The organism is Oceanisphaera submarina (assembly GCF_046521305.1).
GTDB classification, from domain to species: Bacteria; Pseudomonadota; Gammaproteobacteria; order Enterobacterales; family Aeromonadaceae; genus Oceanimonas; species Oceanimonas submarina.
Genome location: NZ_JBKGFN010000008.1, coordinates 114642 through 139816 on the forward strand (window position 1 = coordinate 114642; position 25175 = coordinate 139816).

Sequence of the window (25175 nt, forward strand, 5' to 3'; positions counted from 1 at the left end):
AACACTAAACATTTCCTCATTAAAATCGATTACTTACAGCATAAATAAAAAAGAAGCCTGAATGGCTTCTTTTTTATTTTCCGAAACATCACAAGTTGTAACTGACATTAAACCTGAATCTGGGATCCCGATCACCGCTGTCGATGGCCCTGTCGCCAAAGGGCCTGGCCGCTTCCAGGGTCAGATTGTAATGCCGTTGATCGCTGAAACGCACCCCCAGGGCATAGGAGCCCAGTTCGGCATCCTGCCCGCCATTGCCGTTATCAGACGCCCGGGCGGTGTCCAGCGCGCCATAAGGCTGTATCAGTTGCAACCAGTGTGCCTGCGGATAGAAACGGTAGCCCAGCTCATAGCCCAGACCCCAGCCCCTGTCGCCTTCGGCCTGATCGGAAGGATAACCGCGGCCAAAGCTGCGACTGCCAAATACCGCCCTTTCACTACTGGGCAACTCGTCACCCGACCAGTAGAAGGCACCGGACAGCACGCTTTGCCAACGCTCGGCGAACAGGTTGGTTTGCATGCCGCCTATCCGGAAACGCAGAAAATCCACATCCTTGTCATCGTTCAGGCTGCCATCCAGCTGCCGGATTTCGCTGTCGGCCCCCAGAATGTCCAGCCCCTTGTAAACACCGCCGCTCAGGATGCGTAACTGATCTTTTTCCGCCAGTTTCCACTCCCCTTCCAGGGCGATGGCCCTGACCTGGCTGCTGATTTCGGCCCGAGTACCGGCCAGCGCTGCCGGCTCTCGTACAGAGAAGGTACGCTCGTCGTTCACCGCATAGATGCGACCACCGGCGGTCAACGACTCCCTGGTTGTCAGCTTGACGGGATGGGTGACGCCAACGGATAAACGGTCGTTCTTGCGCTCTTCCTGCGCCTTGACGTCGATCGAACCGATATTGCCGAGTATGTCGAGCTCCTGCTTTTCGCTGCGGTAGGCGGAGGCAAAGGCGTTGACCCTGGTGCCCTTGTCGCCCACAAACTGGCTGTAGTCGATGCGGGCATAGCGTTCCTTGTCATTACCGGGAGGCAGCATGGTGGTGACCTTGACCTGTTCGCCCGCCGAAGTATGGGAATTAAGTCCGGCGGAGACCACCAGCTTAACATCGTCATGGTTGTCAAGCTCGAGCCCGGAGCTCACCGCTACCGCTTGCCGGCTGGCCTCGATAATCAGGGTAACGGCGCCATCGGTCGTGGTGGGAAGAGGTGCACTGGTCTTGACCTTGACACCGGGCAACTGGGACATCAGGGCGGTATAGCGCTCGAAGGTCTCTCTGCGCAGGGGCCTTTCATTCACGATTTGGGCAGCAAACTGCCTAATCAGCTCGGACACGGCGCCAACATCACCACGCAATTCATGGTCGGCCACGTAGCCTTCTACCAACACAATACGAACCTGACCAAAACTCAGGTTCTGAGCCGGAATAAAGGCATAAGAAAGGGCATAGCCGTCGTCTTTATAACGCCGGGTAATATTACCGGTCAGACCGGCCAGTTGCTTCAGCGTTACCCGTTTGCCGATAAGCGCTGAAAAGGGTGCCGCTATTTCGTCAAAAGGATAGACAGACCCCCCTTCAATCAGGACATTGTCCAACTGGATCAGGGTATCCGATGACAGGGTCTGGGTCTGCCCCCTGGTTGGCAGCGATGTCCGAGCCCCCGATGGCTGATAACGTTCTGCACTCAGATCCAGGCTGGGCAAAACGTTGTCAACGTTATTACTGTTCAGATAAGCCGGTACTTCAGCCATGGCCGACACCAGGGGCAACAAGGCCGCCCCCGGGATCAGCCAATGGTAAAAAGATCGCATTAGGCAAGCTCCCGAATATGAAGCCTCCTCTCAAAGAGGCAATAATGGAACCATTATTAGAATAACACTGTCATTTTGCAAGCAAGCTATCGCATCTTGAATGGGCAATATGAATGAAGTCATCACTGTCTTGGGAAAACATAAAAAATGCGGCTCGGGCAACCCCAAAACCGCATGCAACTTACGCCACAAGAAAAGAATGATCCGGAGGATCTGGCGCTGTTATTATTTTTTGCCGCCCAGCAGACCTCCCACCAGGCCGCCATTTTCATCACCGGCCAGCAGACCGCCGGTCAGACCGTCCACGGTGCCGGTGACCCCCCCCAGCAGACCACCATTCTCACCACCACCGGTCAGGCCACCCAACAGGCCGCCATTCTCACCGCCGCCCAGCAGGCCACCGGTCAGACCGTCCACTGTGCCGGTGACACCACCCAGCAGACCACCATTCTCACCGCCGCCCAGCAGGCCGCCGGTCAGACCGTCCACGGTGCCGGTGACACCACCCAGCAGACCACCATTCTCGCCGCCGCCCAGCAGGCCGCCGGTCAGACCGTCCACGGTGCCGGTGACACCACCCAGCAGACCACTTTCGCCGCCGGTCAGGCCACCCAACAGGCCGCCATTTTCACCGCCGCCCAGCAGGCCGCCGGTCAGACCGTCCACGGTGCCGGTGACACCACCCAGCAGACCACTTTCACCGCCGGTCAGGCCACCCAGCAGGCCGCCACTCTCGCCGCCGCCCAGCAGGCCGCCGGTCAGACCGTCCACGGTGCCAGTGACACCACCCAGCAGACCACTTTCGCCGCCGCTCAGGCCACCCAACAGACCGCCGTTGTCGCCGCCGCCCAACAGATCATTGACGATCAGAGTAAGGGGAGTAACAGCACCATGCCCACCAATAAGCGCATCGGTTAATTCACCCACGGGTTGCAGGGCGCCATTGGTGCCGGTCAGGCCTTCTACCGTCGTGGTTATCGGCGTCAACAGACCGTTTTTCGGCCCCAGAATGCCATTGGCCAAATCGCTTACCGGCGCCAAAGCAGTATTGCTAACCAGGTTCGAAACGGTACCCTGAGTATGAGTGACGGTACCAGTGCCCATATCACCCGAGGCCAACTCTGTGGTCAGTCCGTTCACGGCACCATTAACACCGTGAACAACCCCGCCAAGGGTATCGGTAACCGGTGCCAGTGCCGGATTGCTCAGTACTTCATTGAGGGTGCCGACAACCGGACCAAGCGTGCCATCTTCACTCAACAGGCCATTGGTAAGACTGCCCACCGGCTCCAGTACACCACCGGTGCCGGTCAGGCGATCCAGTTGCCCAGTAACCGGTGACAGCAAACCGTTCTCGGGACCGGCCAGGTTATTGACCAGATCATTAACCGGAACCAAGCCACCTTCGACGCCGGTCAATTGGCCGACTACTCCCTGTACATCCGCCACCGAGCCAGTTCCCACCGTGCCTTCGGTAAGTACATCGTTGACCAGTCCCACCACGGGAGAAAGGGTACCTTCTGAACCGATGAGTCCGTTGGTCAGAGCGCCCACCGGAGCAAGTAAACCGTCAGTTCCGGTCAGCTCATCAACCAAGCCGGTCACCGGAGACAGTAGGCCGGTTTCGCCATCCAACAGGTTATCGACCAGATCGCCGGCCGGGGCGAGAACACTGTTATCGGTGAGATCACCGCTCAGATCCTGCGTGCTGACAACCAGGCCGGAAAGCTCGGAATCATCATCGCCCCCGCCATTACCATCGCCGCCGCCATTACCATCACCGCCGCCGTTACCATCGCCGCCGCCGTTACCATCGCCGCCGCCGTTACCATCGCCGCCCGGCGCAGTCGGATTACCGTTATTGTTTTTTGCCAGATCAGTACCGACGCTGCCGGCACAACCGGTCATGACACCCAACGAAAGTATTAATGCCAAAGCCGTACTATGTTTAACAGTCGAACGTCCTTTGAATTTTTTCATCGTTATCATCCCGTGTATTTTGTAAGCCGACTGACACCGTCATTGGTTTATTGTTAAAAACCATAAGCACCATTAAATACAGGAAATAAAGAATCAGCAATTCTCACATTGGTATTAATCAGTCTTGATAATGAAGAAATAATAAAAGCATTAATACCAAAGGCCTATACTTGTTCTAAAAAAGTACAGAGAGAAATATTATCACAAGACAAGACATAGCTTACCGTCATTCATGACCATATAATGAATACCAATTATGGTCATAAAGAAAATAATAACGGAGCACAGGAATGCGCCAAAAAAATGACACACCTAATAAACGGAAATTACAGGACGGTGCTGCCAGCATCGAATTTGCCATCATTTTTGTGCTAATGTTCGGGCTGTTCTACGGCCTGGTCAGCTATGCAATACCGCTGATGCTGGGCGCCGCCTACCAACAGCTTTCCGCCGAGGCCGTACGCCAGGCGGTAGCTACACCCAACATTTATTACTACCAGGCAAGCAGCGAGGATCCCCGAGTAGCCGCCATAAAAACCAATGCCGAGCTAAAAGCCACGCAAGTGATAGTGGACTCCTGGATCCCCCCCCAATGGGCTAATAACTGCAGTGATTATGCCGACAGTTTCCTGAAAATTTCCAGCGACGGCAGCGAATGGAGTGCTTGTGTCAGTCATAACAGCCCTTCCACCATCATGCCGGAGTTGTCCCTGCTGGGATGGAAAATCCCCCAGTTGCCCGATGAAATCAGGGGCGAAGCCAAGTTACGGATACGCTGAACTTATTATTCAGGAGCTTTGATATGTTAAAATTACCTTTGTTCCGGCAGCGCGGCGCCTTCAGTATACTGGCGGCCGGGACCCTGATGATGGCACTGGGCTGCCTGATGCTGGTGCTGGATACCGGCCGACTTTATATGGAACAGCGCAAGCTGCAAAAACTGGCCGATACAGCAGCATTAGAAGCCGTAGCCAGATTAAATGAGGGTGACTGTTCAAAAAGCCCCGGGCTAGTGCAGACCAATGCCATTGAAAATGCCACATCCAATGGCTTTCTTATCAATGGTACCCAATCAATCGCCACCCGGTGCGTAAAGGTTAATACCGACGATGGGCTAAGGGTCCCAACACCTGACGCTTCCGGCCATGCCGTTCAGGCCATTGCCACGGAAACCGTTCCCGCCAGCCTGATATTCAGGGCCGGCAGCATGCTGGGTTTGAGTGATAAAAATGAAATATCATTACAAGCCAGAGCCGTTGCCGAACGGGAAGGTGGGGAGCCTATCGCGGCTTTTAGTATCGGCGCTGAACTACTCAAATTAAACAGCGATGGCCTGGTGGGCCTGATTCTTAAGTCAGCCGGAGTTGATGTAAACACCCTAACCATTTTGAACAGCAATGGCTTGGCCGATGTAGCCATCAGCCCGGCAGGACTTCTTCATGCTTTAGAAATAGATGTATCAATACATGAGTTGAAAGCCCTTTCCCCTCAGAGGCTGATTGACTTGACCGACACCAAAGTCGGATTACTCAGCCTTGAGGAGCTTATTGCTCTTTCAGTGAATGTAGTATCAGACTCTGCTTTGAAGCTCGCGCTTACCACCTTACGCGAAGATATTCTAATCGCCCCCATACTCGAAGAGATAGAAGTCAACATTTTTGGCTTGGCAGATGAAAATGCCTTATTCACCTTGGCTACAAACCCAGACAGGGCCGCAGGCCCGGCTCTGGATACCCAATTGAAGTTAAGTGACTTATTAAGCACGGTAATACTGCTGGGTGCCGGGGGCAGAGGAATCGAAATCCCCGAGCTCGGTATACTCGGCTTGGCAAGGGTGGAGCTTGGTGTGGTGGAGCCTCCTTCAATCGCCATCGGTCCGGTAGGCACACAAGCTTATAATGCACAGGTGAGAGCATATATAAATATTGATACCAATAAAACTCTAAGCTCCAGCTCTATATTAAAGAATTTGGCAGGAGCATTAGTCAGGATACAGCTTCCTCTATGGATAGATGTCACTACGGCCACCGCCAAATTCGAGCAAGCAAACTGCAGCACTCCGCCGCCATCGGCAGACATGCTGGTCAATTCAAAAATACTCAATGTCTGTCTGGGTGAAATACCCGATGAAAATAAATGGTCAACCAGCCTTAGTTGCGATGCCAGCCTGCAGGACACCGATATTGCCTCTATACTGGGCGGTACATTATTGAAGATATCCGGAAGTGCATATATACCTGCCCTTACGTATAGTGAACCGGTAGACAATATGTTAGCGGGAGAGAGCCAAGCAACAGGTCCCAACAACCTGCGGCTTGGCGACACAGTGTCCGACATCGTCACTCAATTAACGGAATTAATTTCAGATATTATAGATTCCGACAGTAGTAAGGGACTGTTAGGTGATTTGCTCTCCGGTTTAATGGATATCATAGATTTGCTAACCGGTGGTTTACTGGGTACAACAGTAAATGCCATCGTTCATGACCTGATATCCGTTGTTACCCCCATACTCAACACAATAGGTGAAGCTATATTATCCCCTTTACTGAGCTCCCTGCTGGGAACCGATGCCGGTGTGGGTAAATCCTATCTGGAGTTGTATGACCTGAACTGTGGTGCGCCAAGGCTGGTTAACTAAGGAATGGATATGCTGCATAAATGCCCTCCAAAAAAACAATCCGGTGCCGTGGCCATCGAGTTTGCGGCGCTGTTTATCCTGTTTTTTACCCTGCTCTATGCCATCCTCGCCCACAGCATTCCGCTGCTGTTGGAAATCAGCTTCCGTCAGGTCAGTTCGGAGGCCAGCCGGGCCGTGCTCAGGGTCGATCCTGCTGCCCCCAACTACAACACAGTGCTAAGCCGCGAAGTAACCCAAGAGATAAACAACGGCTGGCTGCCTCCGTCCTGGCGTAATGGAAACTGTCCGGCGCCCGCGACCGGACATAACTGGGTACCCCTGCCTTCCGATAATGGAAGCCCCAGCTACGGTCATATTGCCGATACCGAGGAAAGCCGGTTGCTGCATGTCTGCCTGCAACGCTTTTACAATGCCGGCGGCAACGAGCAGCAACGGGCCATTATCCCCATTATCGAGTTTGCGGGCATCCGCATCCCCAGCCTGCCGCAGGATGAAGGCAATACCGTTATCCGGGGTGAAACCATTACTCGCTTGTAAAAATGGGGCTGCCTGTCATGCAAAAACAAGGCCGGATAACCGGCCTTGTTCATCCATGCCTCCGGCAACAAACCGTTACCATCTATGTCCGGACGGAGGGCCAATCACTCGATAGCCACGCTGATAGGGACGGTAATAATTGCCGCCGTGGTAGTAGTAGGGCGTGCCGCCCAGGCTGAAGCTGACATAACCACCGGGCAGGCCATGCACCATGGTACCCAGAGGCAGGGTCACCGAAATGTGGGCTCCCGAAGAGCGATGCTCACGATAATAGTGACGGGGCGGTTCATGGTAATAATACTGTTCTACCACCCTCACCCTGCGTGGTGACTGACGATAGTGACGCTGGTATCTGTGCTGTCTGACGTGTTTACGGTGCTTGAAGTGCTTGTCGTAGCCACGTTTGTAACTGTGATCGTAATTCCGGCCGTAGCCGCGATCGTCTCTGTCTGCCAGCACCTGGGGTGCCACCAGACCGAAGGTCAGTGCCCCGAGCAGAGGCAACAACCAGCGACGAAACTTGAACAGTTGCAGGATCATGGGTTTCTCCTCCTCTGAACAACTATCGGTACCGGGATAACCGATGAGTCTGGAGATACCTTAATTATGGGCCGGATCCGGAGATAACGACAGCCCGGCCTGACCTTGAACGTCAGCCTGTATCGGAAAGAGTCGGTAGCGAGCGCCCGGTCTGACACTGCCGCCTTTATTGATCGAGAAAACGTCCCTGCAGCATTTCACGTTCACGCTGACATTCGGCCAGGTAGATGGCGGCGACAACGGCAGAGTGAGTGTGATAATCATCAACGGCTTTGGATACCATTAATTCCAGTGTCTTGTCATTTTTGGCCATGCGAAACTTGCGCAGCCAATACAGTTTGTCGGTCAATTCCCGATCAAGGGTGTTTTCTTCTATCATAGATGGGAAGTAATCCAGTGAAATTATCGAATCGGTGACATTACCGAACCGGTGAAACAGTCGAAAAAGGAGCCTTGACGGCTCCCTTAAGTATTAACGGCTTTTGGGCACAAAGCCAATCACATCATATACCTTTTCCAGGGTCTGTACAGCCTTCAACCGGGCCTTGCCGGCACCCAGCGTCAGGACTCTGCACAGCTCTGCCTCGTCTTCTCTCAGCTCATGGAAACGACGCTGAATCGGTTCCAGCATGGCCAGTACCGCCTCGGCAGTCTCTGTCTTGAGGTGACCGTACATCTTGCCTTCGAAGTGCTGCTCCAGTTCGGGAATGGAGCGACCGCTGGCACCGGCCATCAACGTCAGCAGGTTGGATACACCGGCCTTGTTTTCCACATCGAAACGCACAGTGGGCGGATCCTGCGAATCGGTCACCGCCCGCTTGAGCTTCTTGGCAATGACCTTGGGGTCTTCCAGCAATCCGATGAAGTTATTGACGTTGTCGTCGGACTTGGACATCTTTTTGGCCGGCTCCTGCAGGCTCATGATGCGGGCACCATCTGCAGGAATAAAAGGTTCGGGCACCGTGAACACTTCGCCATAGAGCTGATTGAAACGATAGGCCACGTCCCGGGTCAGCTCCAGATGCTGCTTCTGATCGTTACCTACCGGCACCTGGCTGGTCTGATACAACAGAATGTCCGCCGCCATCAGTGCCGGATAGGTAAACAGACCGGCGTTGATGTTCTCCGCATAACGGCTGGATTTATCCTTGAACTGGGTCATGCGCGACAGCTCGCCGAACTGGGTATAGCAGTTCAACACCCAGCTCAGCTCCGCATGCTCGGGCACATGGGACTGGAGGAAGATGGTACTCTGATCCGGATCCAGGCCGATGGCCAGATAAAGGGCTGCGGCATCCAGACAGGCGGCGCGCAGTGCTTTCGGGTCCTGGCGCACGGTAATCGCGTGCATGTCCACTATGCAATACAGACAGTCGTAGTCCTGCTGCATCTTCACCCACTGGCGCAGGGCACCCATATAGTTGCCTATGGTCAGCTGCCCGGAAGGCTGGGCACCGCTGAAAACAATTGGTTTAGCCATGATTATCCTTTCTGTGTTCATTTTTTAGCAATAGGTCGACCAGCCCGCGAATATCACTCATCACCCAATCGGGATGGCTTTCGGCAATATCCCGGCCGTAGTTGTAGCCATAAGTCAGCCCCACCACCGCCATACCCGCCGCCTTGGCCGCCAGCACATCGTTTTCGGAATCACCGATCATCAAGGAGCGCACCGGCTCGATATTCAGTTCACGGCACACATGCAACAGCGGGGCCGGATCGGGTTTTTTCTGCGCCAGGCTGTCACCGCCCAGCACCAGTGAGAAGTAATCGTCCAACCCCGCCGCCGCCAATATTGCCGGAACAAAACGGTAAGGCTTATTGGTGACGATAGCCAGTGTCTTGCCTGCCCGGTGCAGCTGTTTCAGGGTATCCAGCACGCCGGGATAAAACACCAGTTCGTGCTCGGCTACCCCTTCATAGGCGGTGTCGAAAGCCATTCGCGCCTCTTGCTGCTGTATGGCATCCGGCTCGCACCCGAGCGCCGCGATCAGGGCCCGCCGTACCAGCATGTCGGCACCGTTGCCCACCCAGTGACGTACCGCCAGCTCGTCCGCCGGATTATGCCCCAGCTGGTTCAGCATCAGGTTTACCGCCAGGGCCAGCTGAGGCACGCTGTCGATCAGGGTGCCGTCCAGATCAAACTGGATCAGCTCAATCTTATCCACCTGCTTTGGCCAGTTCGCCGCGCATCTGGTCGATGACAGTCTTGTAATCGGGCTGGCTGAAGATGGCGGAGCCGGCCACGAACATGTCGGCACCGGCTTCGGCTATCTCGCGGATATTGTCGACCTTGACACCTCCGTCGATTTCCAGGCGGATATCGTGGCCGCTGTCATCGATACGACGGCGCACCTCCCGCAGCTTGTTCAGGGTAGCAGGAATGAAGGACTGACCGCCGAAGCCGGGATTGACCGACATCAGCAGGATCACATCCACCTTGTCCATCACATAATCCAGGTAGCGCAGGGAAGTGGCCGGGTTCAGCACCAGCCCCGCCTGACAACCCTGTTCCTTGATCAGGCTCAGGGTCCGGTCGATGTGATCGGACGCTTCGGGATGGAAGGTAATGATGGAGGCACCGGCCTTGGCGAACTCGGGCACCAGGCTGTCCACCGGCTTGACCATCAGATGCACGTCGATCGGCGCCTTCACCCCATAATCCCGCAACGCCTTGCAGACCATGGGACCTATGGTCAGGTTGGGCACATAGTGGTTGTCCATCACATCGAAGTGCACCACATCGGCACCGGCGTCCAGTACCCGATCCACTTCTTCACCCAAACGGGCGAAGTCGGCGGACAGGATGGACGGTGCAATCAGATAGTCTTTCATTAGGGATCCCTTGAGCGCAAAAAACCGTCCGATTCTACCCCAGTGCCCGGCGATTCTCTAGCTAGCCGTCTATGCTTGGCTGAACCAGGCCGAGCGAGGGCATCATGAGCTGGAAACACAGGCTACAGGCAGTAGCGGCCGCACTGTTTGGCGTACAATCACAGAAAAACCGGCAACAGCAGTTCAGCGGCAGTCCCTGGCCCTACCTGGGCCTGGGAGCGCTTGCTATTGTCGGGCTGGTGGTGTTCCTGCTGTTGGTGGTACGGCTGGTGCTGACGTGAGTCAGGGTTGCTCTGGCTGATTCTCGGTCAGACTCTCGTGGGTAAACAGCGCCAGCAGCTCATCCACTTTCTTGCGATTGTGCGCATGCCGGCTGATGGTGCGTTTGACCGCCACCACATCCAGATCGGCATCTCGATACAACTCTCGGGTCAGCGGAATATCATGGTTGCTGATCAGCACAGGCACACCACGGGCCGCGGTTTCCCGTGCCAGTCGAGCCAGAATAGCCTGATCATCCAGCGTAAAACCATTGGCGGCATAAGTGGTAAAGCTGGCGGTGGACGACAGCGGCGCATAAGGCGGGTCGCAGTAAAACACCTGATCCGCACTCGCCTGGGCAAATACCTCGGTGTAACTCTTGCAGACGAAGGTGGCTTTCTGGGCCTTTTCGGCAAAGAACCACAGCTCCCGCTCGGGAAAATAAGGCTTTTTATAGGCGCCGAATGGCACATTGAAACCGCCCTTTTTGTTATAGCGGCAAAGGCCGTTATAACCATGCCTGTTCAGATACAGGAACAAGAGCGCACGCCGGTAACGATCCCGCTCCTGATTAAAATCGACGCGAAAGTCGTAATAGGTGGTTTTATCATTGTTGGCGGCGGTAAACAGGGCGGCGGCATCACGGATAAAGGCATCCGGCCGTTTTTTAAGCAGCTGATAAAGATGGATCAGATCCGTATTGATGTCAGCCAGCACATAGGCTTCAAACTCGGAATTAAGAAATACCGAACCTGCGCCTACAAAGGGTTCCACCAGCACTCGGCCTTCAGGTAGACGCCGATTAATGCTGTCTACCAGGCCGTATTTACCGCCGGCCCATTTCAGGAATGCCCGAGTTTTAGTCATTGTCGTCATCAAAGCCTAACCGGTAAGGGGCGCGCATTGTAACCGCAAGCCACCTTCATGACTATGGTTTGACTTCTTTTTGCACCTGAGCGAAGGGTTTGGGCCAGGGTTTGGCCGACTGCAAATCGGATGACAGCATGCCGATGGCGCCGCGAGCCTGCACAGGCGAGTCGAAATCACCAAATACCAGCACAAACCAGGGTTGCCCGTTGATACTGCGTGGATAAACCCAGGCGGGCGTCAGGGTATGACGAAATGCCAGCTTTTCCAGTCCGGCCCGGTCCCGCCCGGCCATCAGCTGCAGGGTATAGCGTCCGCCCGGCTTTTGCATCAGTGCCGACAGCGGGCTCAGCTCCCCGTTTTTAGCCGAGGCCGGTTTTGCCGATGCAGCTGCTTTTGCCGAGGGCTCGGGGGCCGCCTTGCGCTGCATCAGTTTGCTGACCACCTTGTCTTCGATCACCACCCGCTCCTTGTCGCTGTCGTCCGGGGTCTCGGCAACACGGGTATTGATGGCTGGCGTTTCAGGCAGGGATTCGACCGGCCACTCTCGTACCAGGCTATCGCCCGATGACGCCGACGCCCCGGCATCGAAAGCCCCTGCCTCCGCCGGTACCGGCGGCGGCAACGCCAACTCGCTTTCCTGCTCGAAGGGGCGAGCCAGCTCGGGAGCCGGTGCTTCTGCTCCCCCCAGCAAGCGGACGATAATAATCAACAGCACCACCACGATCAGGGCAGTGAGCAGGATTTTGACGGACTTCTGTTCCATCAACTGGCGATAACCTTGTGTTTTCATCTGCGGCTCCATGGTGTCAATCACATCGCCGGGATACTGAATATCATGCGATGCGGCGGGGGGGGACTGATATCCCAGAGCTTGCCATAAATCCTTCTTGTCCGCCTCAGTCAACGGCGGTACTTCCACTTCAAGCACCCGGGGTTTCATTACATCATCGAGCCGTCGACGCACCAGCCCGGCCCAGTCAGCCGAGCCCAGCAGGACCATGAAGGGCCTGACCGCAGCAGGCAACGCCAGATACAGCTGTACCAGCTCCTGCAGAAGAATATCGGTCAGCCACTCGGCATTATCCACCACCAGCAGTCGCTTGTGCAGGCTGGTCGGCAACAGTCTGGCCATGGAATCCGGCAGTGTATCTTCGGAGTCGAACACGGTTCCCGGAAACCAGCTGCCAAGCAATGCATCACGAAAACGGGCATGACTGTCGAGCGCTTCTGCATCGAGCAGCGTGGGTAACATCAAGGTCGTTTCTTCGGTCAGCCTGTCGGCCAGGTGAGACTTGCCAGCCCCTTCGGGGCCGGTGAGCAGGATAAAATCGGTATCGAGGCGGGAAAGATGCAGCAGCCGCGCCAACAGCTGCTGCTGAGAGGAAAAAGGAAGGCTAACCGCGTCGGTCACGGCTTCCTTTCCGACACCACCACCTGCGCCAGCAACTGCCCGGTGACATCGTCTACGACCTGAGCACGGCCAATGCCCACCGGCAACACCAGCCGTAACTTGCCGGCCAGCACTTTCTTGTCACGCAGCATATGCGGCAGATAATGCGCTAGTGTCATCTCGGCGGGCCCCTGCACCGGCAGGTGCGCCTTGATCAACAGGGCTTCCACCCGTGATACCTCGGCGGCACTCATTTCACCACGCAGGCAAGCAGTATGACAGGCCTGCATGGTTCCCGCGGCCACCGCCTCACCATGCAGCCAGTTACCGTAGCCCATTTCCGCTTCGATGGCATGACCGAAGGTATGGCCCAGATTGAGCAGGGCACGTACTCCGTGTTCCCGCTCGTCGCTGGCCACCATTTCCGCCTTGATTTCACAGCAACGACGAATGGCATAGCCCAGCGCATCCGCCTCGAGCCGTTGCAGCCGCTGGAGATTCAGCTCCAGCCAACAGAAAAAGTCGGCGTCCCAGATGATACCGTACTTGATCACTTCGGCCAGGCCGGCAGCAAATTCCCGCTCCGGCAGCGTTTGCAGGCAGAGGGTATCGATCAACACCAGCTGGGGTTGATAGAAGGCACCTATCATATTTTTGCCGAGAGGATGGTTGACCGCTGTTTTGCCGCCCACGGAAGAGTCAACCTGCGCCAGCAGGGTAGTGGGCACCTGAATAAAGGGGACGCCACGCTGATAACAGGCGGCCGCAAAGCCGGTCAGATCCCCAATCACGCCGCCACCGAGGGCAACCAGGGTGGTATCCCGCCCGTGATTGCCGGCCAGCAAGGAACCCATCACCTGATTGAAGGTGTCCAGGGTCTTGAACTGTTCGCCGTCGGGCAGCACCAGTGATTCGACCTGCAGCGGTGCCAGCGCCGCCAGCAGGGTATCGAGGTACAGGGGCGCGACCACGTCATTGGTGACGACCAGTACCTTGTTGCCCTTGACCATATCCCGTAATAGCGAGCCCTGTGACAGACTCCCTTCGGCAATAATAATGGGGTAGCTGCGCTCCCCCAGATTGACGGTTAACCTTTCCATGGAGCTCCTGTCCGTTACAGGCCGATCAGTTCGGCTATCTGATTCGCGACCAGCTTAGCGCCCTGTTCGTCGGTGCGCACCACATAATCGGCAATTTCCAGATACAAGGCGTTACGCTCGGCAGCCAACCGCTCCAGCACTTCTTGCGGCGGCTCTTCGGTTTGCAGCAGCGGACGACGCTTGTCTTTCTGTACCCGGGCCAGTTGCTTCTCTACCGGCGTTTCCAGGTATACGACGATGCCGCGGGCCGACAGCCGGTTACGACTCTCTTTGCTCTTGATGGAACCACCGCCGGTGGCCAGCACTATGCCCTGCAGTTCACTCAGGTCGTTGATCACCTTTTCTTCGCGTTGGCGGAAGCCTTCTTCGCCTTCGACATCAAACACCCAGCTGATATCGGCACCGGTGCGATGCTCGATTTCATGATCGGAGTCATAAAACTCCATATGCAGTTGCTGCGCCAGGTATTTACCAATGGTGCTCTTGCCCGCACCCATAGGCCCTACAAGGAAGATATTGCGTTTCTCAGCCATGTTACACGAAATTCTCACAAACGAATGCGCCCCACGAACACCGCAGGGTCGACGATGAACCTAACCTTAACTTTCTGAAATTGGACGCCGGATTATCGCAACTGCGCCGGTCGCTGGCAAGGGTAACACCCGCCATGGGGCCAAAGAAGCCCGGTACGAGACCGCATATTGTCATGTCGCGCTCGCGCCCATCTTCCCGTTTTTGGTCTGTTTGATGACGGCTTTGTCCCTTTAGGCAGAGACAAAGCGTCCTGGAGTTCAAATACTGTCGTGCACAATACGGGGGGTGACGAAGATAATCAACTCGCGTTTCTTATTGCTGTCACTGGTGGTTTTAAACAGCCGGCCCACCACGGGGATATCGCCCAGCAAGGGCACCTTGGTGATACTACGCAGGACATTCTGTTGAAAAATCCCCCCCAGCACCAGGGTTTCGCCGTCGTTCACCAGCACCTGAGTGGTAATGGACTGGGTATTGATCGCCACCGCCTCCCCACCGGTCGCCTGGGGAATTGAAGCACCAATAGAATCCTGACTAATGGTCAAATCCAGTACCACCCGGTTATCGGGGGTGATTTGCGGTGTAACCTTCAGACTGAGTACCGCATCTTTAAACTCAACCTGGGTGCCGCTGTCGCTGGCTGTAGAAAACGGCACCTGGGTACCCTGTTCGATCAACGCCGGCTTCTGATTGGACGTGGTTACCCTGGGGCTTGCAATAATCTCGGCCCTGTTTTCCCGCTCCAGCGCCGACAGCTCCAGATCGAGCAGGCGGCCGCCACCGAGCCTGGCTACCTGAAAGGCGATGTTACCCGCCGCCCCCGCCGCCGGCAGATTGACGTTCAGCGAGCTGTCATCATCACCGGCACGAATGCCCTCCAGAGTACCGCTCACCGACTGCTGGTTGCGGCCACTGCTGCTGTCGTTGCTGTAGCCCCAGCGTACCCCGAATGCCTCTTCGAAGCCGTCGTCTATGGTCACCATGCGTGCCTCGATCACCACCTGCTTGATGGGAATATCGAGCAAAGACAGCATGCGCTTGATGTGACCTATGCTTTGCCGGGTATCCTTGATGACCAGGGTATTGGTTCTGTCATCCACCGCGATGGCCCCCCGCTCTGTCAGCAAACCGGTGCTTTCATTGGTCAGCAGCGCCACCACATCCACCGCCTTGGCATAATTCACCTGCAAAAATTCGGTGACCAGGGGTGCCAGCACTTCCTTGGCCTGATGATTTTCCAGCAGTTGCTGCTCTTGCCGAGCCAGCTCCGCCGCCGGCGCCACCAGCAGGATATTGCCATCCAGCCGCTTATCGAGCCCCCGTACCTGCAGTATGGTGTCCAGTGCCTGCTCCCAGGGGACGCCATCGAGGCGCAGGGTGAGGTTGCCCTGTACCGAATCGGTGGTGACCAGGTTGAAGTTGTTGAAGTCCGCGATCAGCTGCAGCACGGTACGCACCGGGATATCCTGGAAATTCATCGAGATGGGCTTGCCGGTGTATTGTTTTCTCGCGTTATTTGGTGAAGTCGCCTTTGCTGCCACCGGTTTGGCCAGCTCCAGCACAAACAAGCGCGCAGCTTGATCGTAGCGATAATCGAAAGATCCGCTGGTGTCGACCATCAGCAGCACATCGCCTCCCTCGCGACGGCTGCTGACACGGTTGACCAGGGTGCCAAAATCGTTGACATCCAGCACCTGCAGCAGGGCATCGTCGATATGGGTATTGTGGAACTTGGCGGTCAGCCGGTTACCCTTGACCTGCATGTCGACCGCAGCAGTGGATTTGTCCAGCTGCACCAGCACTTGACCCTGACCATCGCGTCCACGACGAAAGTCGATGTCGGTGACGGCATTGATCGCCCCCGGCGGCAATACAGAACCCTTGCCATCCACCCCACTGACGCTGTCTCCCAGCAGCAACGTCAGGCGATTGCCCTCGCGTTGTAACCGATATGCCTGCATGGACTCCATTATCAATGCCACTTCCAGGTTGGCGCCGACCCGGCGCACATCAACGGAACTGACGCCCTGTCGCTCGATGGGGATCAGATTTTCCTGCAATGCAGAGAAACCATCGGGAATTTGCAGTACCAGCCGATCCGGGTTTTGGCGAACAACATCGGTTACCTGCGACGGAAACGCGTCAAACTCCAGCTCCAGCATCAACTGGTCTCCCGCCAGAGGATTGACCCGCAGGCTTTCCAGGCTAACGGCGGCCAATAGCTGACCAAGCGGAGCCATGCTGAGTGCCAGGCAACACATCAGCTTTATCACCATCTTCCTTGTCATAGCGCACTCCATGCCTATTGTTTTTATTTTGTTTCGGATAACACCAGCTGGGTTTTCCTTGTTTCCCAGCAGCCCCTGCCATCCGGAATATATTCTTTAAGGGTTAACTCGTTGGCTGTAATGCCCACCACTTCACCGAAATTCAGTCCCATCCGCTGTCCGATCTCCACGAGGTGTGTCACTCCGTCCTGGGCGTGAATGAGTGCTGTCAGGCCTCGCCGATCGCCTAGGGTTCCGCGCAGTGACAGGTTATCGAGCGAATAACGTTCAAGATCCTCTGCCGCTCGTTCACCGGCCGGCAACTCACAGGCTGCCGCCGAATCGTCCTGCTTCCTGGTATTTTCCGGCTGAGGGGATACGAAGGGACTACGCTTCGCGTCCGGATGATAGCGTTCTGGTACAAACTCCTTGGTAACGAGGTGCGATTCGGGTGATGCGACGGGGCGAGCTTTCACTTCCGCCACATAATGGCTCAGATCCTTGTCATCAATACATGCCGTCAACAACAGCAGCCCCGTCAACAGGCACAAAACTCTCATTTTGACTCCTGCTCGTTATATTTGTAGGTCTTGGCCAGCATAGACATGCTCAACTGATCATTTCCGTCCCGAGACAGGCTGAAGCTGTCGATGATCACGATGCGGGGCAAGGCCGCCACGTCGGCGACAAAACGTCCGAGCTGATGATAATCGCCGCGGACTATGATGCGCATGGGCAATTCGGTGTAAAATTCATGCTGCTTTTCCACCTCCCAGTTAATACGCTCCAGACGCAACCCATTATTGGTCGCCATAAAACTGATGTCGTCGAGCAAACCGGCTATTTCCAACGTATTGGGCAGCTTGCGCAACTGGGCGTTCAACTCTGCCTGCAGCTTCGCCAATTGCAGTTTGGAACCAGGTAAGCCGCCCGCCAATCGCGCTTTTTCCTCGAAGGTGATTTTCAGCTGCTTCTCCTGCGCCTTACTTCTGTCCAGCCGGGTGAGACTGTCTGTAATCAGAAAATAACTTACGGCTCCGGCCAGCAAGGCACACACCAGAACAACCACTCCGGCCTTGGCCGGCTTCGGCCACTGACCTATATTCTCGAAGTCCAGTTCGTTCAACTCTTGCCAGTTCATTGGACCGATCCCGGTATCTGTTCACGAACATTGAGCCGCATGGAGAACTGACTCAACGCGATAGGATCCGTGTCACTGGTAAAAATGGAGCTGATACGAGGTTCATACAGCCAGTCGCGGCTCTCCACATCTCGGATCATGTTGGCTACCCGTGGATAGGCTTCGGTTTTACCGACGATATCGATTTGATTTCCGACCACATTAAGCGAACTCAGATAAACCCCGGGCGGTACCAGCTCGGGCAACTGATTGAACAACCGCACCGACAGGTTACGCCGCTGCTGAAAGCTATCGATCAGCGCGACTCGTTCCAGCAACTTGTGCCGTTGTTCCTTGATGTTACGCATCTCTCCCAAAATCACATCGAGCTTGACCGTTTCATTCTGCAAAAACTGATTTCGCTGCTGCTGTCGGGTTATCTGCTGATGAATCCACATGTTCCCCGCCAACATCACCGCCACCGTAATCAGCGAGGCAACCGCCAATATCACCATGAATTGTTTTTTCCTGGCTGCCCGCTCGTTTTCGCGCCAAGGTAACAGGTTTATATTGGACATGAGGTAAAACTCCTCAAGGCCAGCCCCAGCGCCGTGGTAAAGGCCGCCGAATCGGAAGTATGCTTAGAGACACCGTTGAACAGTCGACCAAAATCCGGCTGCAGCACCGGCAGACTCAGCTCCTGCTGCAGAATCTGCGCCAGGCTCGGTAGCTGACTACCACCGCCACTGAGAAACAGAGCCGGGGGGGGCTTATTACCGGAGCTGCTGCAAAACAGCTGGATATTACGACGAATATGCTGCAACAAAGTATTGATATGCAGTTGCTCGATATCCTCTCTGACTTCGGCGGGAAAAGTATTGTCTACCTTGGCCTGTTCCACCCGGTCCGCCGGCATATCGCTGAGACTGGCCAACTCCTGACTCAGTTGAGCACCTCCGAAATTCTGCAACCGAGTGTATATAACCTCCCCCTCATCCATCACCGTGAAAGTCAGACATTCGGCACCGATATCCACCACCGCCAGCAGGCAAGCTTCGGTCTTTTCCGCCGTCAGGCAGGCACCAACCCCCCGCGCCAGTGCATGAACGCCGATATCCACTACCCGGGTCTTCCAGCCCGCCTGCTCCAGAGCGCTGACGCGGCTGTTAATACTTTCGGTACGAGCGGCGCTCAACAGGACATTATTTCGATCCGAATGGTTGACATTGACGCCCTGGACCTCGTAATCCAGGCTGATTTCATCGAGAGGAAAGGGAATATGCTGCTCCGCCTCCAGTAAGATCTGGGTTTCCAGTTCATCATGCGACAAACTTCGCGGCACCAGTATCGTCCTGGTCGTCACACTGCTGCCGCTTACCGCGGTTGCCACGCTGTCACATCGACTGTTCAGCTGACGCCGCAACAGCTTGAGCGCCAGTACCACCTGATCTACATCCTGCAACTGGTGATCGACAATGCTGCCTTTGGGCGTAGGGACGCAGGCCATGGCTTCTAGCTCATACTGACCCGGTTTTCCGGTCAGTGCCACGGCCTTGATACTGCCCATTCCGAAATCAATTCCAATCATCCCCTGGAAATCCTTGCACCTATTCAGGTTCAACATAGTCATCCATGTGCTTGCTATGATTGATCTTGATAATAATATACAGACTCAAGTAAATCGCTAAGGTTATCGCAGTATAAAAACAAAGCGCTCGAATAACACCGCCGACACAGGATATACTTGCTCGCTATTTGCTTAAAAAATGATTTATCGGGTGTTATTCTCATGCTCAAATGGCTCATTCGCCTGTTTTTATTCGGTCTCTTTCTGGCTCTGAGCGGCGTGGGTGCCGTCTTTGTACTCTATCAACAGATAAAACCCGAGCTGCCGGATGTGTCTGCGCTCAAGGACATTCGCCTGGAAACGCCGATGCGTATCTTCAGTCAGGACGGCGAGCTCATCTCCCAATACGGCGAACAACGCCGATATCCCATTACCGTGGCGCAGATGCCACCGCTGCTGATCGACGCTTTTCTAGCTACCGAAGACGACCGCTTCTATGAACATCCGGGCATAGACCCCATTGGCATCAGCCGGGCTGCATTTGTCTGGCTAACCACCGGTGAAAAACGCCAGGGCGCCAGTACCATTACCCAGCAGGTGGCGAGAAATTTCTTCCTCTCTCGGGAAAAAACCGTGATCCGCAAGATCAAGGAAATTTTCATTGCCCTGCATATCGAATCTCTGCTCAGTAAAGATGAAATTCTCGAGCTTTATCTCAATAAAATACCGCTCGGACACCGTTCTCATGGTGTCGGTGCCGCCGCCCAGGTGTATTACGGCAAAGAAATCGGCGACCTGACCCTGGCAGAAGTGGCGACAATCGCCGGTCTGCCCAAGGGGCCTTCCATATTTAACCCCATCAGCAATCCGCGTCGAGCCGCCGAACGCCGAGCCATCGTACTCGGTCGTATGCTGGACACCGGCAAGATCACCCGAGTTCAATATGATGAAGCGATGGCAGAGCCGGTGGCGGCCCGCTACCACGGTGCCGAAATCACCCTAGATGCTCCCTACCTGGCAGAAATGGCGCACCAGTTTGCCTTGACGATGTTCGGCAAGGAGGCCTATACCCGTGGGCTGAGCGTTTACACCACAGTTCAGTCAGACGAACAGCAAGCCGCCAATACCGCGCTGGTCGATGGTCTGCTGGCGTATGATCTGCGTCATGGTTATCGTGGCCCGGCAGCCAGTCTGTGGCAGAACAGCCCCTGGAGTCCGGAGCAGATTGAACAGCATCTAGAGCAACAACCAAGCTACTGGCCGCTGGAAGCTGCGGTGGTAACTGCCGTGGCCGAGCGCAGCGCCACCCTGATAATAAAGAACAGGGGCGAAGTGCAACTCGAATGGGATGGCATTAAATGGGCTCGCCGTTATATCTCCGACAAACGTCAGGGCAATGCCCTGCGTCAGGCAAGGGAGGCCCTGAGCCCGGGCGATCAGATCTGGGTTCGGCCTCAGGGCGAGCACTGGATGCTGAGCCAACTGCCGGAGGTCAACGGTGCTCTGGTGGCGCTGGAACCGTCAAGCGGAGCGGTAACGGCACTGGTCGGCGGCTTCAACTTCTCCCTCAACAAATTCAACCGCGCCCAGCAAGCAGAGCGGCAGATGGGCTCCAATATCAAGCCCTTTATCTATTCGGCGGCACTGGATAACGGCTTCACTCTGGCCAGCATGATCAATGATGCGCCCATCAACCACTGGGATGCCGGTAGCGGCAACGCCTGGAAGCCCCGCAACTCACCCAATGTCTATGATGGTCCTATCCGGATACGTGAAGCACTGGCCCGCTCCAAGAACGTCGTCTCCATTCGTCTGCTGCGTGACACCGGTATTCCGGTGGCCATGCAGCGACTGAACGACTTCGGCTTCGACACCGCCAATATTCCCGCCACGGAAAGCCTGGCGCTGGGCTCTCCTTCCGCCACGCCGTTGCAGATGGTGACCGGCTACGCGGCCCTGGCCAACGGAGGAGCCCGGGTGACTCCCTTCGTGGTTCAACGCATCGAAGATGCGCAGGGGGTCGTATTATATGAAACTGAACCCAGCAGGGTGCCGGTGATCAGCGAAGAAAATGCCTTCCTGATAAGCCAGGCGTTGAACTCCGCCATCCTGGGTGGAGAAAGTAACGGCCGTCGCTGGAACGGCACCGGCTGGCGCGCCGGACGGGCCTTGCAGCGACGGGACATCGCCGGTAAGACAGGCACCACCAACGACTCTCGCGACGCCTGGTTTTCCGGCTTTACTCCCGACAGAGTAGCGACCGCCTGGGTCGGGTTCGACGATTTCGGTCGTCCGCTGGGCCGCACGGCTTATAACCCCAACCTGGGCTCGAACCAGGTTGCCGGTGGCGAATTCGGTGGTAGCACAGCGATGCCAATCTGGATCGACTACATGAAAGCCGTGCTGAAAGACTATCCGGAGCAACAACGTCCGGTGCCCGACAATTTGGTCACCACGACCATAGACACCGGCAGCGGTTTGCTCAGTCATGGCAAGGGCATGAGCGAGTATTTTATAAAAGGCACCCAGCCCAGACGCTACGGTCGCCCGGAGAGTCAGCCGCAGTTTGGCGGCACCAGCATTACCGACGAGCTGTTTTAAGGCAATGACATCCGATCATACAGATATTACAACCGCTCCTTGATCAGCTGACTGATGACCTTGGCCATTTCGTTGAAACAGGGTCGACGCACCGAATGAATGCGATACAGCAGGGCTATGGTCCTGTGGGGCTCGGGAGCCGTTACAGGTATGTAACTTACCCCCAGGTTACCATTGTGCTGGCCCACGGCCAGCTTCGGGATCAGGGTCAGCCCCGATCCTGCGGCCACCATGTTGCGCAGGGTTTCGAGGCTGGTGGCCTGAAAGTGATTGTCTTCGCCGATGCCGGCGGCAAAACAGAAGCCCATCGCCTGATCCCGCAGGCAATGGCCGTCTTCCAGCATCAGTAGTTTCTCTCCCTGCAGCTCGCTCAATGCAACCAGTTCACGTTCGGCCCAGGCATGCTCTGTCGGCAACGCCAGCATCATGGGTTCGTCATACAAGGGCAATGAACCGAAGTTATCCATGTGTTCAAGCTGCGCCAGGATCAGGCAGTCCAGATCTCCATCCGCCAGTTGTTTGAGCAATGTATGAGTCTGGGCTTCGTACAGATAGATATGCAACTCGGGAAAATGCTGCTTCAGCACCGGAATGATATGGGGCAACAGGTAAGGGCCGACGGTCGGGATCAGGCCGATGTGCAGTTCACCCGACATAGGTTCGGTAAAGGTGCGGGCGATATCACGCAGTTCCTTGGTTTCCGCCAATACCCGCCGGGCCTGGGCGGTAATGGCATCTCCCGCCGGAGTAAAAAGCACCTTGCGGGAAGTACGCTCCATCAGCACCACCCCCAGCTCGTCTTCCAGCTTGCGCAGTTGCCCACTCAGCGTCGGCTGGCTGACAAAACATTTTTCCGCCGCCTTGCGAAAATGACGCTCCTCGGCCAGCGCCACCAGATATTCCAGATCCCGTAAGTTCACGTCTTCACCATTGTTTTATGCCACTTCTACGGCCATCATTACCGATTTGACGGTAAATGGAAAGCCGCGTTCAAGGCGTTACCAACTCCGGTATTACAGAACGAGAAAAGGGGCTTTCGCCCCTTTTCTCTGTTTTGCATTCCTTTATGCCAGATACTCGGCCAACTCTTCGCTGCCGCCGATATGGCGGCCATCGATGAAGATCTGCGGCACCGTGGCCCGGCCGGACACCGCTTTCAGGGTAATGCTGGTGGCATCCTGACCCAGCACCACTTCCTCGTAGCGCATGCCCTGATCCAGCAGCATCTGCTTGGCACGGACACAGAAGGGACAGCCCGGCTTGCTGAACACGGTAATGGAAGATGGCTTGGCCGCCTGCGGGTTGATGTAAGCCAGCATGGTATCGGCGTCGGACACCTCGAAGGGATCACCCGGCTTGTTGGGTTCGATAAACATCTTCTCGATGATGCCGTCCTTCACCAGCATCGCATAACGCCAGGAACGCTTGCCGAAGCCCAGATCCTGCTTGTCAACCAGCATGCCCATGCCATCGGTGAATTCGCCGTTGCCATCGGGGATAACCCGGATGTGCTCCGCTTCCTGATCCTTGAGCCAGGCGTTCATCACGAAGGTATCATTGACGCTCATGCAGACGATGTCATCCACGCCATTTTCAAACAACACCGGCGCCAGCTCGTTGTAACGCGGTAAATGAGTGGAAGAGCAGGTCGGGGTAAAGGCACCGGGCAAAGAAAACACTACGACCGTCTTGCCTTTGAAGAGTTCGTCGGTGGTCACATCGACCCATTGCTCGCCCTGACGGGTTCTGAAGGTAACCAGGGGAACGGCCTGGCCGGTTTTATCAGTCAACATATGGTGATCCTTATCTAGTGAGGTTCCGATTGAGTAGACTCAGTATGCCAAGAATCGTTCTATTGTTGAAATCGTTACAATCAAAGAAATTGATAGTCAAAAACTATGGGCATTAACCACTGAAAACGGCAACTGCGATGCTCCACAGCTCCCGTTCAGATTCCCCACGCCCCTTGTGCTGACGCTGGTAGATATGATGCTTAGCCAAGGAACAGCTTAGCTACAGTCAAGCACCGTCTCGGGTACCGATTCCGGCACTTTGGCCATGGCCGCCTCCATCACCTCGATGCCGGCACCGGCCTTGTGGGCGTTCTCACTCAGGTGACGCCGCCAGGCCCTGGCGCCTGGCAGTCCCTGAAAGATACCCAGAGTATGACGAGTAATGCTGCCAAGATAGGTGCCCTGGCTCAGCTCCTGCTCTATGTAGGGCAATAGGTTACGCACGATTTGATGGCGGCTGGGCACTTCATATTGATCACCAAACAGCTCGGCATCTACCTGCGCCAGCAGATAGGGATTCTGATAGGCCTCGCGTCCCAGCATAACCCCATCCAGCTGCGTCAGATGCCGTTTCGCCTCGTCCAGGGTCTTGATGCCACCGTTCACGGCGATGGTCAGCGCGGGATAATCGCGCTTGAGCTGGTATACCCGCTCATAGTCGAGCGGCGGGATTTCGCGGTTTTCCTTCGGGCTCAGGCCCTTGAGCCAGGCCTTGCGGGCATGTACCACCAGCGCATCAACCCCGACGTCCACCAGCCCGTCGACCAGGGTGCAAAGAAACTGGTAGCTGTCCTGCTCGTCGATACCGATGCGGGTTTTTACCGTTACCGGTATCGCCGCCGCCGCTTTCATGGCCGCCACGCTGTCTGCCACACGCCGGGGCTCCGCCATCAGGCAGGCGCCAAACATGCCGTTTTGCACCCGATCCGAGGGGCAGCCCACATTGAGGTTGATTTCGTCATAACCGCGCTGCTCGGCAAGCTCCGCACAGCGCGCCAGCGCTACCGGATCGCTACCACCCAGTTGTAACACCAACGGGTGCTCCTGCTGACTGAAGGCCAGATAATCTCCCTTACCGTGCAATATGGCGCCCGTGGTCACCATTTCGGTATATAGCTGGGCATGACGGCTGAGCAGTCGATGAAAATAACGGCAATGACGATCCGTCCAATCGAGCATCGGGGCAACGGAAAAGCGGGCGCTGGGATAATAACTCATGTAAGTGATGGCTTTTTGAACACAGGGCCGCGCATTATACCCAAGGTGGTTCACAGACCCAACCTTGATCGGAGGAAGGAGGATCCGGCTGTGTTAATATGCGGCCAGAAG

24 protein-coding genes are annotated in these 25175 nt (G+C 55.8%); 5 read left to right on the forward strand and 19 right to left on the reverse strand.

The features are described from left to right. Nucleotides 1–88 precede the first annotated feature (88 nt). On the reverse strand, nt 89–1810 hold the full coding sequence (locus ACLEIV_RS09705; RefSeq protein ID WP_410456449.1) for a ShlB/FhaC/HecB family hemolysin secretion/activation protein: 1722 nt from the start codon (nt 1808–1810) through the stop codon (nt 89–91). A 225-nt stretch (nt 1811–2035) separates the two neighbouring features. After that, nucleotides 2036–3745 (reverse strand): hypothetical protein, encoded by a 1710-nt coding sequence (locus ACLEIV_RS09710; RefSeq protein WP_410456450.1) that lies wholly within the window; start codon nt 3743–3745, stop codon nt 2036–2038. Between the two features lie 335 nt (nt 3746–4080). On the opposite strand from ACLEIV_RS09710, the gene ACLEIV_RS09715 reads away from it, so the two are divergent. From ACLEIV_RS09715 to ACLEIV_RS09725, 3 genes are read left to right on the forward strand one after another with little or no spacing between them, the layout of a single operon-like run. Further along, on the forward strand, nt 4081–4569 hold the full coding sequence (locus ACLEIV_RS09715; RefSeq protein ID WP_410456451.1) for a TadE/TadG family type IV pilus assembly protein: 489 nt from the start codon (nt 4081–4083) through the stop codon (nt 4567–4569). Between the two features lie 23 nt (nt 4570–4592). Beyond that, nucleotides 4593–6431: a pilus assembly protein TadG-related protein gene (locus ACLEIV_RS09720; RefSeq protein WP_410456452.1), complete on the forward strand. Its 1839-nt coding sequence runs from the start codon at nt 4593–4595 to the stop codon at nt 6429–6431. Nucleotides 6432–6440: 9 nt separating this feature from the next. After that, complete coding sequence (locus tag ACLEIV_RS09725; protein ID WP_410456453.1) at nt 6441–6968, forward strand: TadE/TadG family type IV pilus assembly protein; 528 nt, start codon at nt 6441–6443, stop codon at nt 6966–6968. Between the two features lie 75 nt (nt 6969–7043). Here ACLEIV_RS09725 and ACLEIV_RS09730 read toward each other — a convergent pair whose 3' ends face one another. The 5 genes from ACLEIV_RS09730 to rpe all read right to left on the reverse strand — a co-directional run bounded on the left by ACLEIV_RS09730 (nt 7044) and on the right by rpe (nt 10343). Continuing rightward, entirely contained in the window at nt 7044–7508 is a 465-nt protein-coding gene (locus ACLEIV_RS09730) for a DUF6515 family protein (RefSeq protein WP_410456454.1), read from the reverse strand. Nucleotides 7509–7674: 166 nt separating this feature from the next. Further along, on the reverse strand, nt 7675–7887 hold the full coding sequence (locus ACLEIV_RS09735) for a hypothetical protein (RefSeq protein ID WP_298719467.1): 213 nt from the start codon (nt 7885–7887) through the stop codon (nt 7675–7677). A 93-nt stretch (nt 7888–7980) separates the two neighbouring features. Beyond that, a complete protein-coding gene (gene trpS, locus ACLEIV_RS09740) occupies nt 7981–8988 on the reverse strand; it encodes a tryptophan--tRNA ligase (protein ID WP_410456455.1) in 1008 nt (335 codons plus the stop codon). Beyond that, on the reverse strand, nt 8981–9676 hold the full coding sequence (locus ACLEIV_RS09745; RefSeq protein ID WP_410456456.1) for a phosphoglycolate phosphatase: 696 nt from the start codon (nt 9674–9676) through the stop codon (nt 8981–8983). The genes trpS and ACLEIV_RS09745 overlap by 8 nt, the downstream gene beginning before the upstream one ends. After that, nucleotides 9669–10343: a ribulose-phosphate 3-epimerase gene (gene rpe / locus ACLEIV_RS09750; RefSeq protein ID WP_410456457.1), complete on the reverse strand. Its 675-nt coding sequence runs from the start codon at nt 10341–10343 to the stop codon at nt 9669–9671. Before rpe ends, ACLEIV_RS09745 begins: the two co-directional genes overlap by 8 nt. 104 nt (nt 10344–10447) lie before the next feature. On the opposite strand from rpe, the gene ACLEIV_RS09755 reads away from it, so the two are divergent. After that, complete coding sequence (locus tag ACLEIV_RS09755) at nt 10448–10624, forward strand: DUF2970 domain-containing protein (RefSeq protein WP_410456458.1); 177 nt, start codon at nt 10448–10450, stop codon at nt 10622–10624. A gap of 1 nt (nt 10625) precedes the next feature. Here ACLEIV_RS09755 and ACLEIV_RS09760 read toward each other — a convergent pair whose 3' ends face one another. The 9 genes from ACLEIV_RS09760 to pilM all read right to left on the reverse strand — a co-directional run bounded on the left by ACLEIV_RS09760 (nt 10626) and on the right by pilM (nt 19473). Then, nucleotides 10626–11471, reverse strand: coding sequence for a Dam family site-specific DNA-(adenine-N6)-methyltransferase (locus ACLEIV_RS09760; RefSeq protein ID WP_410456459.1), 846 nt, complete (start codon nt 11469–11471; stop codon nt 10626–10628). A gap of 61 nt (nt 11472–11532) precedes the next feature. Then, nucleotides 11533–12885, reverse strand: coding sequence for an SPOR domain-containing protein (locus tag ACLEIV_RS09765; RefSeq protein WP_410456460.1), 1353 nt, complete (start codon nt 12883–12885; stop codon nt 11533–11535). Next, complete coding sequence (aroB, locus tag ACLEIV_RS09770) at nt 12882–13964, reverse strand: 3-dehydroquinate synthase (RefSeq protein WP_410456461.1); 1083 nt, start codon at nt 13962–13964, stop codon at nt 12882–12884. The genes ACLEIV_RS09765 and aroB overlap by 4 nt, the downstream gene beginning before the upstream one ends. 14 nt (nt 13965–13978) lie before the next feature. Beyond that, complete coding sequence (gene aroK, locus ACLEIV_RS09775) at nt 13979–14497, reverse strand: shikimate kinase AroK (protein ID WP_104486184.1); 519 nt, start codon at nt 14495–14497, stop codon at nt 13979–13981. Between the two features lie 258 nt (nt 14498–14755). Continuing rightward, a complete protein-coding gene (locus tag ACLEIV_RS09780) occupies nt 14756–16786 on the reverse strand; it encodes a type IV pilus secretin PilQ (protein WP_410456462.1) in 2031 nt (676 codons plus the stop codon). A gap of 23 nt (nt 16787–16809) precedes the next feature. Further along, nucleotides 16810–17325 (reverse strand): pilus assembly protein PilP, encoded by a 516-nt coding sequence (locus ACLEIV_RS09785; RefSeq protein ID WP_410456463.1) that lies wholly within the window; start codon nt 17323–17325, stop codon nt 16810–16812. Continuing rightward, nucleotides 17322–17906, reverse strand: coding sequence for a type IV pilus inner membrane component PilO (locus ACLEIV_RS09790; protein WP_410456464.1), 585 nt, complete (start codon nt 17904–17906; stop codon nt 17322–17324). Before ACLEIV_RS09790 ends, ACLEIV_RS09785 begins: the two co-directional genes overlap by 4 nt. Further along, on the reverse strand, nt 17903–18463 hold the full coding sequence (locus tag ACLEIV_RS09795) for a PilN domain-containing protein (protein WP_410456465.1): 561 nt from the start codon (nt 18461–18463) through the stop codon (nt 17903–17905). Before ACLEIV_RS09795 ends, ACLEIV_RS09790 begins: the two co-directional genes overlap by 4 nt. After that, complete coding sequence (pilM, locus tag ACLEIV_RS09800) at nt 18451–19473, reverse strand: type IV pilus assembly protein PilM (RefSeq protein WP_410456466.1); 1023 nt, start codon at nt 19471–19473, stop codon at nt 18451–18453. The genes ACLEIV_RS09795 and pilM overlap by 13 nt, the downstream gene beginning before the upstream one ends. A 201-nt stretch (nt 19474–19674) precedes the next feature. On the opposite strand from pilM, the gene ACLEIV_RS09805 reads away from it, so the two are divergent. Continuing rightward, a complete protein-coding gene (locus ACLEIV_RS09805) occupies nt 19675–22053 on the forward strand; it encodes a penicillin-binding protein 1A (protein ID WP_410456467.1) in 2379 nt (792 codons plus the stop codon). A gap of 26 nt (nt 22054–22079) precedes the next feature. Here ACLEIV_RS09805 and oxyR read toward each other — a convergent pair whose 3' ends face one another. The 3 genes from oxyR to dusA form a co-directional block, all read right to left on the reverse strand. Further along, complete coding sequence (gene oxyR / locus ACLEIV_RS09810; protein WP_410456468.1) at nt 22080–22973, reverse strand: DNA-binding transcriptional regulator OxyR; 894 nt, start codon at nt 22971–22973, stop codon at nt 22080–22082. Between the two features lie 144 nt (nt 22974–23117). Next, a complete protein-coding gene (locus ACLEIV_RS09815; protein WP_410456469.1) occupies nt 23118–23846 on the reverse strand; it encodes a glutathione peroxidase in 729 nt (242 codons plus the stop codon). A gap of 216 nt (nt 23847–24062) precedes the next feature. Beyond that, on the reverse strand, nt 24063–25064 hold the full coding sequence (gene dusA / locus ACLEIV_RS09820) for a tRNA dihydrouridine(20/20a) synthase DusA (protein WP_410456470.1): 1002 nt from the start codon (nt 25062–25064) through the stop codon (nt 24063–24065). Between the last annotated feature and the right edge of the window lie 111 nt (nt 25065–25175).

Coding starts and splice junctions, on each gene's coding strand:
- ACLEIV_RS09705 (WP_410456449.1), bottom strand. CDS start 1,810: ATGCGATCTTTTTACCATTGGCTGATCCCGGGGGCGGCCTTGTTGCCC.
- ACLEIV_RS09715 (WP_410456451.1), top strand. CDS start 4,081: ATGCGCCAAAAAAATGACACACCTAATAAACGGAAATTACAGGACGGT.
- ACLEIV_RS09720 (WP_410456452.1), top strand. CDS start 4,593: ATGTTAAAATTACCTTTGTTCCGGCAGCGCGGCGCCTTCAGTATACTG.
- ACLEIV_RS09725 (WP_410456453.1), top strand. CDS start 6,441: ATGCTGCATAAATGCCCTCCAAAAAAACAATCCGGTGCCGTGGCCATC.
- ACLEIV_RS09730 (WP_410456454.1), bottom strand. CDS start 7,508: ATGATCCTGCAACTGTTCAAGTTTCGTCGCTGGTTGTTGCCTCTGCTC.
- ACLEIV_RS09735 (WP_298719467.1), bottom strand. CDS start 7,887: ATGATAGAAGAAAACACCCTTGATCGGGAATTGACCGACAAACTGTAT.
- trpS (WP_410456455.1), bottom strand. CDS start 8,988: ATGGCTAAACCAATTGTTTTCAGCGGTGCCCAGCCTTCCGGGCAGCTG.
- rpe (WP_410456457.1), bottom strand. CDS start 10,343: ATGAAAGACTATCTGATTGCACCGTCCATCCTGTCCGCCGACTTCGCC.
- ACLEIV_RS09755 (WP_410456458.1), top strand. CDS start 10,448: ATGAGCTGGAAACACAGGCTACAGGCAGTAGCGGCCGCACTGTTTGGC.
- ACLEIV_RS09760 (WP_410456459.1), bottom strand. CDS start 11,471: ATGACTAAAACTCGGGCATTCCTGAAATGGGCCGGCGGTAAATACGGC.
- aroB (WP_410456461.1), bottom strand. CDS start 13,964: ATGGAAAGGTTAACCGTCAATCTGGGGGAGCGCAGCTACCCCATTATT.
- aroK (WP_104486184.1), bottom strand. CDS start 14,497: ATGGCTGAGAAACGCAATATCTTCCTTGTAGGGCCTATGGGTGCGGGC.
- ACLEIV_RS09780 (WP_410456462.1), bottom strand. CDS start 16,786: ATGACAAGGAAGATGGTGATAAAGCTGATGTGTTGCCTGGCACTCAGC.
- ACLEIV_RS09785 (WP_410456463.1), bottom strand. CDS start 17,325: ATGAGAGTTTTGTGCCTGTTGACGGGGCTGCTGTTGTTGACGGCATGT.
- ACLEIV_RS09790 (WP_410456464.1), bottom strand. CDS start 17,906: ATGAACTGGCAAGAGTTGAACGAACTGGACTTCGAGAATATAGGTCAG.
- ACLEIV_RS09795 (WP_410456465.1), bottom strand. CDS start 18,463: ATGTCCAATATAAACCTGTTACCTTGGCGCGAAAACGAGCGGGCAGCC.
- pilM (WP_410456466.1), bottom strand. CDS start 19,473: ATGATTGGAATTGATTTCGGAATGGGCAGTATCAAGGCCGTGGCACTG.
- ACLEIV_RS09805 (WP_410456467.1), top strand. CDS start 19,675: ATGCTCAAATGGCTCATTCGCCTGTTTTTATTCGGTCTCTTTCTGGCT.
- ACLEIV_RS09815 (WP_410456469.1), bottom strand. CDS start 23,846: ATGTTGACTGATAAAACCGGCCAGGCCGTTCCCCTGGTTACCTTCAGA.
- dusA (WP_410456470.1), bottom strand. CDS start 25,064: ATGAGTTATTATCCCAGCGCCCGCTTTTCCGTTGCCCCGATGCTCGAT.